General features: G+C 70.1%; 5 protein-coding genes and 1 pseudogene. 5 read left to right on the top strand and 1 reads right to left on the bottom strand.

From position 1 onward, the window contains the following. Positions 1-3287: TIR domain-containing protein (locus MJ797_RS03525; RefSeq protein WP_239331786.1), on the bottom strand; the 3287-nt coding region annotated here is incomplete at its 3' end. A gap of 178 nt (positions 3288-3465) precedes the next feature. Here MJ797_RS03525 and MJ797_RS03520 point away from each other — a divergent pair. The 5 genes and pseudogenes from MJ797_RS03520 (at position 3466) to MJ797_RS03505 (ending at position 7007) form a co-directional block, all read left to right on the top strand. Continuing rightward, positions 3466-3729 (top strand): hypothetical protein, encoded by a 264-nt coding sequence (locus MJ797_RS03520; RefSeq protein WP_239331784.1) that lies wholly within the window; start codon positions 3466-3468, stop codon positions 3727-3729. Beyond that, positions 3726-4139, top strand: a complete 414-nt coding sequence (locus tag MJ797_RS03515; protein ID WP_239331782.1) for a type II toxin-antitoxin system VapC family toxin — start codon at positions 3726-3728, stop codon at positions 4137-4139. The genes MJ797_RS03520 and MJ797_RS03515 overlap by 4 nt, the downstream gene beginning before the upstream one ends. A 156-nt stretch (positions 4140-4295) precedes the next feature. Continuing rightward, positions 4296-4922, top strand: a complete 627-nt coding sequence (locus MJ797_RS03510) for a TIGR03086 family metal-binding protein (RefSeq protein WP_239331780.1) — start codon at positions 4296-4298, stop codon at positions 4920-4922. After that, positions 4846-5615 (top strand): annotated as a pseudogene (locus tag MJ797_RS27375) (serine/threonine-protein kinase); the annotation flags it as partial. The gene MJ797_RS03510 and the pseudogene MJ797_RS27375, both read left to right, overlap by 77 nt. Before the next feature lie 27 nt (positions 5616-5642). Further along, positions 5643-7007 (top strand): WD40 repeat domain-containing protein, encoded by a 1365-nt coding sequence (locus MJ797_RS03505; RefSeq protein ID WP_374581377.1) that lies wholly within the window; start codon positions 5643-5645, stop codon positions 7005-7007. The last annotated feature ends 94 nt before the right edge of the window (positions 7008-7101 follow it).

The following is a 7101-nucleotide window of genomic DNA, read 5'->3' as shown; positions in this document are numbered from 1 at the left end:
GAACCGAGGAGATGTGCGGCCTCGGCCGGGGTCAGACCACGCGGGTCCCGCATCGACTGGAGCGCCCCGGCGGCGATCTCGGTCAGCCGGGTCACCGCGATGAACGCTTCGCCGTCGCGCCACATGGCCACGGCCAGTTCGGTGACAGCGGCCTTCCGTTCGTCGACCGTGAGTTCCGGTGAGCGTTTCTGCTCGTAGGCCAGCCACTGCTCGACCAGCTCCCGGTACAGGTCGGCCGCGGTCACCGTGCCGCCACGCTGGCGCGCCGCGTCCAACCGCGTCTCCGCCAGCTCGGCGATGAACATCAGCAGCCGGGGGTTACCTGCCAGATCGGGGAGGTCCCGCACCTCCTGGATCAGCTCGAGGCGGGCTGTTGCCCGTTGGTGTGCTTTCGCGCGGCGGGCGCCGGTGTCGGGAATCTCCACCGACAGTGCCCGGGTGAAGCGTCTGACCAGGAAGTCATGGATCTGTCCGGGGGTGAACTCCGTCAGCCGGACGATGTGCTGGCCGAGCGTCCGCTCGACCTTCTCCCCAGTCTTTTTCAACACCTCGTCGTCGGTGAGGAAGAACTCGGCCCGGCTCGTCACAACGATCTTCGCCCGGCTGGCGGTCGCCACCGGGCCGCCAGCATCGGAACCGCTCCGGTTATCGAGGGCCGCCAGGATGGTGTCGAGGTGCGCACTCGCGCGCTCGTAGGTGACGCGGGCCGCGAGTTCGTCGAAACCATCAAAAATCAGTATCAGCCGGCCCTGCGCCAGCATGTAGCGGAAGGCGTCCAGATCCGGCCGACGGACCTCAGAGTCCACTAGGTGCTGGGCGACGAGCCGGTCGATCTCGAGGGACTTCTCCAGGTGCCGCAGCTCGATGAGCATCGAGTCGACGTGCGGCAGATGGTGGGGTAACGCCAGGGCGAGTTCGTGGGTGAGGAAGGTCTTGCCGTGCCCGGAGTCGCCGAGCACGAGGATGAAGCGGGCCTCGTCGGTGGTCAGCCATGTGATGATCTGATCGAGGGCGCTGGAGGTCATCGGGCCGCCGGCCGCGGCGGCCGTACGGTCGACCCGCCGGATGTGCTGCTGTACGTACAGCTCGGGTGGGTAGTCTCGGTCGGCGCGCAGCCGGTCGGTCTGCCGCTCGACGTAGCCGCGCAGGTCCAGCACGCCCTGGTACTCGGGCATGCTCAGCAGCCGTACCCCGCGCCGCTCGGCGTGGTCGACCAGCTCCGGCGTGGCCTGCGTCCCGGTGATGTAGACGAGGTCGGTGAACAGGCCCGTCCCGAAGGCGGCCAGGTACGGCGCCCGGACTGTCGTGGTGAACTTGTCGACCGCCGCCACGTCCAGGTGGCTGTTTGCGAGTTCGCCGGTGATCAGGCCGACGACCCGTTGCTCGATGACACGGCCCTCGGCGCGGCGGATGCGCAGGTGGGCGGGGAGTTTGCCGGACGCCTCGATCCGCGTGACCGTCGCGTCCGGGTGGCGCAGGCGGGCCACCTCGGCGACCTCGTCCAGCCTGTCGGGCGGTCGCAGTGGCGACCCGGGCGACCCGTCGGTATGGCCGTCGCCGTCCATGCCCCGGCCATACTGTCCGCGCCGGTGTGGGCCTGGTTCGCCCTCGGTGTCGTCATTCGCGTCGGGGAGCGGGGGCTGTGGCGGGAAGGCCGTGTGCACCGACCGGAACGCGCTCGGTGTGCGTACCGACCAGGAGTCACCGGCCGGGTCGATGCGCAGGTCACCCGTCCAGCGTTTCTGGTCGGTCTCATAGCGGCGGGCATAGCGGGTGAAGCCGTCCCGGTTGATGCGGAGCAGCTGGTACTGGTTGGGCACCTCAGCCGGGCGGGCCTGCGCGTCGACCGCAGCGCTGCCGGTGGCGACGACCGGCAACGTGGACTGCGACAGCCAGTTGGCCTGGCCGTCGTGGGTGTGGCCGTGCAGCAGCAGGTTCAGGCGCGGGCCGAGGATGCGGTCCAGGTCGTCGGCGTCACGCAGGTTCTCGTCATCCGAGGTGGCGTCCCGGATGGGGTTGTGGTGCACGGCGCCGATCCGCAGCCAGCCATCCCGCTCGTAGCGGCGCAACGCCTCGGCGACGCTGCGGAGCTGGTCTTCACCGAGCCAGCCGTAGTGCTCCTCGTGGGTTTCGGCCATCGTCGAATTCAGTCCGGCCACGACGACTTTGTGGCCGGGGATCTCGACCAGTGACCATTCGGCGCCTACAGCGAAGCCGATCACGGCGTCGACACCGTAGAACCGCCGCAGCAGGGCGTCGAAAAATTTCCACTTCGGCCAGTACGGTGGTTCCGGCCGCCGCTTGTGCGCCTGCTCATGAATGAAGTGGGCTTGGCAGAGCAGCCGGTTGGCGTCGTGGTTGCCGGGAATGACCACGAACCGGTTCCGGTCGAGTTCCAGGCGCTCCGCCAGCGCGACGAGGAAGTCGTACGCCTGGTCGAACTCGCTCTCGTCGCCAGCCTCGGTCAGGTCGCCGGTGACCACGACGAGGTCCGGCCGCAGGCCGTCGACCTCGGCGCGGCCCCGCAGATCGTCGTGCAGCCGTCCGAACAGCGATGAGTGGGCGCGGTCGGCCTCGGTCAGCCCGGTATTGCCGCGCACGTGGTGCGCCCCGAACTGGGTGTCGGAGATGTGCAGCACCGTGACGGCCGGCTCCGTGGCCTTGCCCGGCCTGCCCGCGGCTGTCCCGCCCGCGGCTGTCCTGCCCGCGGCGGTGACCGCACTGGCAGCTCCGGGGAAATCCGGTTGGTCGGCACCGCACGCTGCGCGACCGTCCTGGCCGGGGAACTGCGGGGCGACGGCGGGCTTGGCTCGGCCTTTGACGGACGCGGTGATCCCCGCGAGCAGCGTGTCGGTGGCGGCCGTCTCGTCGCGGCCGACCAGATCGATGTAGGTGGTTGAGCGCAGCAGGCCCTCGGGCTGGCACTCCGCGACCCGGACCGGCACGATCCGGCGCTTGAGCCCCTCGGGGTCATCCGGCCAGATCGCCAGCCACTCGGCGTTGCCGTACCGGGAGTCGGCCAGATACGCGGGGGACAGGACGGGCACCACCCGGGCCGACGCCGGCAGCGTGCGGTGCATGCTGGCCGCCCGGTTCGTGCCCGGGACGAGGTCCCACGCCTGCACGAACACCCGCGCCGACCGCTCACCGAACCGCACCCGGGCCTCAAGCTGCCACGCGATCCACTGCGCCCAGGTGGCGTCCACGCCGGTGTAGCTGACGAAGAAGTCGTAGCGATCGTCGCTGCCCGAACCTGACGTGTCAGATGCTTCGCCCCCATCACCCATGGGCCAAGAATGTCACGATCCGCGTCCGGTACAGCCGTCGGTCGTGCCCGGCGTGCGGAGTGCACAGCGCGGAGGGTGGCCGGTCGCCTTTCCGTCCTGCCTTTCCGCTCGGCGTTTCTGGCTGACGCGGTCGTGCGGTCAACCATCCAGCGGGAGTACCCGAGGTAGCATAAGGAGTATGAGCGAGCCTACCCAGAAGTACTCGATCACAATGCCTCGGGACGTCGCCGAGGCGGCCCGCGCCCGCGGCGGCCCCTCGGGCCTGTCCGCATACGTCGCCGCGGCCGTCGCGCGCCAGATCGAACGCGACAACCTCAACGACCTGATCGCGGTCGCGGAGGCCGAACACGGACCGATCACCGATGACGAGATTCAGACCAGGCGCGATGCCCTGCTGCGCGCCCGCGAGCAGCAGGGCATCGCCGGCTTGAGCATGGCATGATCCGCGCGCCCGTAGTGCCGGGCGGCACTCTTGTGCTGGACAGTGAAGGACTCGCCAAAGCCGTACAGCGCGACCGCGAGGTCACCGCCTGGCTCGCACTGGCCCGCGCCGACGACATGCGTGTGATCACCAGTGCGGCGACGCTGGTCGAGGTGGTGCACCCGCACATCAGGCGTCCGGCTCTCGAATGGACCCTGTCCCGCATCATCATCGAGCCCACCACCGAGGACATCGCCCGCCATGCGGCGGCTCTCCTGGGTGATGCGGGTCTGCATGGTCACAAATGCGCGATCGACGCCATGCTCTGCGCCACCGCGCTCGCCGTCCCCGGTCCGGTCACGGTGCTCACGTCGGATCCTGACGAGCTCGCGGTGCTCTGTGGCAGGCGGGTTACTCTCATCAAAATCTGAAGCGTCCGGAGTCTGACATCGCGTTGTCTACCCGATGTTCGGCGGACGTGCCGGCCCTGAATGTGATCCGCTTCTGACGATCGCTCCCGTTGGCAGTCCGCTTCAGTAACCAACTGTCCCACCATAGGTTAGGGTCATGGGTCTAGGGTGGGCAGGGTGACGCCGACAGCTTCTGACATGCCAGGTCAGGTGACGGGAGCCTCGGACGCCGACGGCGGCGCGATGCTGGAGGGCGTGCTGGCCGGGGCGCGGGCGCTGATCGCGGCTGTTGCGACGGATGCCCTGCAACGGCCGACGCCGTGCCCGAACTTCGACGTTCAGGCGCTGGTCGAGCACATGGTGAGCTGGTTGCGGATGTTCGATGCCGGTTTTGCCGGACGGTCGGGAGCGGACCCGAAAACGCTTGGACCGGGTCCCGAGCCTGCCACGGACTTCGCGGACGTAGCCGCCAGCGTGCTGCGGCGTTGGCGTGCCGGCGGGCCGCAAGCCATGGTCGCGCTCACCGGGCCCCCCACGCCGGGTCCCTTCGTCTACCGGATGATGGTCGGCGAGTACGTGGTGCACGGGTGGGACTTGGCGGCGGCCACCGGCCAACCGCTGCCGTTCAGCGCCGAAGAGGCGGAGTTCGCGTTGGCGGCGCTACGCGACATGCTTCAGCCCCAGTACCGCGGCGGCGCCTTCGGCCCGGAAGTCGGGGTGCCGGCGAATGCCGCTGCTGTCGACCGGCTGGTTGCTTTCACCGGCCGTGACCCGCGCTGGATACCGTTGGTACATGCAGTTTGACCCGGCGCGGGTCGACGCGGCGCTACCCGGCTACGAGCTGGGCGAGGTCCTCGGCTGGGGCACGTTCGGATTGGTGCTGGCCGGCCGGCACCGTCGACTGAACCGCGACGTCGCAATCAAGATTCTGGTGGCGGATCCCGACGGCGCTACCGCGGGATTCGCGGCGGAAGCGCAGCTGCTTGCCGCTCTTGATCATCCACATGTGGTGCGGGTCCACGACTATGTCGCCGAGGACGACCTGCACCTGATCGTCATGGAGAGGCTGGGCGGAGGGACGCTGACCCACCGCCGGTCCGGCATGTCGCCGCAGGCCGCGTGCGCGGTCGGACTGGCGGTTGCCGCGGCGCTGTCCTACACCCATGACCGGGGGTCCTGCATCGCGACATCAAACCGGACAACATCCTGTTTGACGATGCAGGCCTGGTCAAAGTCACCGACTTCGGCATTGCGAAGATCGTGGCAGGATCGGCGGCCGCGGCCAGTGCGGTTGTCGGGACCCCGCGGTACATGGCCCCCGAGCAGCGGAACGCCGGCGGTCAGCTGGGACCGGCCACCGACGTGTACGCCCTCGGGATCGTGCTCTACCAGCTGCTGACCGGGGTGCCGCCGTTCGATCCGAGGCCGTCCGCGGGTAGCCTGTCGCCGCCGCACCTCGGCACCGTTCCCCCGGCGCCAGCCGGGGTGTCAGCCGGGGTGCCCGCCCCGATCGCAAATGTGATCATGAGGGCGCTGGCCGCGGACCCGAAAGCCCGCCACCGTTCCGCGCACGCCTTCGCTCTCGACCTCGCTCGCGCCGCCGCCACCGCATACGGCCCGGGATGGACCGCACGCTCCGGTATCAGGCTGCGCCTCGACGACGATATCCGTGCCGCCGCCGACCAGCTGTCCGTGGCCATCCCGCCGGCACCGTCCCCGACGGTGCGCGAATCACGGCAGGAGCCTGACGCCCCGGTCCTGCGCCGCCGTATCCTCGTTGCGGTTGCCGTTGTCGCGCTGTTCCTGGTCGGCGCAGTCCTCGCTTTCACATCCCTGGAACAGCCGGGCCCCGTCGTTGATCCTCCTCGGTCGTCGGCTACCGCCACTTCCGCCCCGCCGACGCCGGTTCCCACCTTCCGGGCGCTCGACCCGCCGCTGACCGGCCACACCGGCGAGGTGCGGTCGGTGGCCTTCTCCCCGGACAGGCGGACGCTTGCCAGCGCCGGTGGCGACGGCACGGTGCGGCTGTGGGATGTCACCGTGCCGACCGCTCACCGCGCGCTCGGCCAGCCCCTGACCGGGCACACCGGTGGGGTGTACGCGGTGGCGTTCTCCCCGGACGGGCGGACGCTGGCCACCGCCGGTGAGGACTGGACGGTGCGGCTGTGGGATGTCACCGACCCGACCGTCCCCCGCCCGCTCGGTAAACCGCTGGTCGGCCATACCGGTGCCGTGTGGTCGGTGGTGTTCGCCCCGGACGGGCGGACGCTTGCCAGCGCCGGCTTCGACCACACGGTGCGACTGTGGGATGTGTCCGATCGGGCCGCCGCCCACCTGTTGGGCGGGCCACTGGTCGGTCACACCGACGCCGTGGAGTCGGTGGCGTTTGCCCCGGACGGGCGCACGCTTGCCAGCGCCAGCTGGGATGGCACGGTGCGGCTGTGGGATGTCGCAGACCCGGCCGTCCCGCGTCCGCTCGGCCAGCCGTTGGCCGGCCAGGTCGGCCAGATGCGGTCGGTGGCGTTCGCCCCGACGGGGAGGTTCCTGGCCAGTGCGGGTGGCGACGGGACGGTGCGGCTGTGGGACGTGGCCGGCCTGACCGCGCCCCGCCCACTCGGCCCGCCGCTGACCGGCCAGACCAGCTGGGTGCGGTCGGTGGCGTTCTCTCCTGATGGGACGCTCCTGGCCAGTGCGGGTGGCGACGGGACGGTGCGGCTGTGGGGCGTGGCCGACCCGGCCGCACCCCAGCCGCTCGGCGAGCCGCTGACCAGCCAGCCGTTGACCAGCGGTAGCAGCTGGGTGACGTCGGTGGGGTTCTCCCCGGTTGGGACACTCCTGGCCAGCGGCAACGGCGATGAGACGGTGCGGCTGTGGCAGCTGGCTAACTGATCGATGGATGCCGAATGGACGACGATGGATGACGGCCTTTTCGGTTGGCCGGGTCTGCGTCCGGAGCGCTTGGTGGGGCACCGGGTGGGGCACA

This window comes from Protofrankia sp. CiP3, assembly GCF_917627345.1.
Classification (GTDB): domain Bacteria; phylum Actinomycetota; class Actinomycetes; order Frankiales; family Frankiaceae; genus Protofrankia.
This window is presented reverse-complemented; position numbering and strand designations above follow the sequence as displayed.